The sequence below is a fragment of the Paenibacillus sp. 11B genome (genome assembly GCF_030487755.1).
GTDB lineage: Bacteria > Bacillota > Bacilli > Paenibacillales > Paenibacillaceae > Paenibacillus > Paenibacillus vandeheii.
Genome location: NZ_JAUKNS010000027.1, coordinates 1 through 408, shown reverse-complemented (window position 1 = coordinate 408; position 408 = coordinate 1). Strand labels below are relative to the sequence as shown.

The window sequence follows — 408 nt, the reverse complement described above, 5'->3', positions numbered from 1 at the left end:
AGGCTGAAACGAAACTGGGAAGCACGTGAAAAGGGCAAATTGGACGGTGTGATCGAAGAGGGGAAAAGCCTGCTCAGCATGGTCGGTGATGTGGCTGACCTTGCATTTACAGGGATTGTCGGGGGTGACAATGCCCAGGGATTATACAGCTGGGTAAAGGGAGAACAAGTTGGGTCATTAACGGAGCGGAATGCCACGGTACAGGGAACGATCACGGGCGTAAATAACGCCATCGATTACACGGGAGACCTGGTCACGGGTCAGAAATCAGGGAAAGAGATCTGGCAAGATGTATCCAGTGCGGGAAAAGCGTATGCCAAGCCGTTCATGGACCTGAAAGGTGAAGACAATCGTACGATGCTGACCCTGACGGAACAGGAGAGCCACGACGCTGGGTTAAACGATGTG

General features: G+C 52.7%; 1 pseudogene. It reads left to right on the top strand.

Annotation, left to right across the window (positions count from 1 at the left end):
* Nucleotides 1–408: pseudogene (locus tag Q0V21_RS32760) on the top strand (hypothetical protein); the annotation flags it as partial.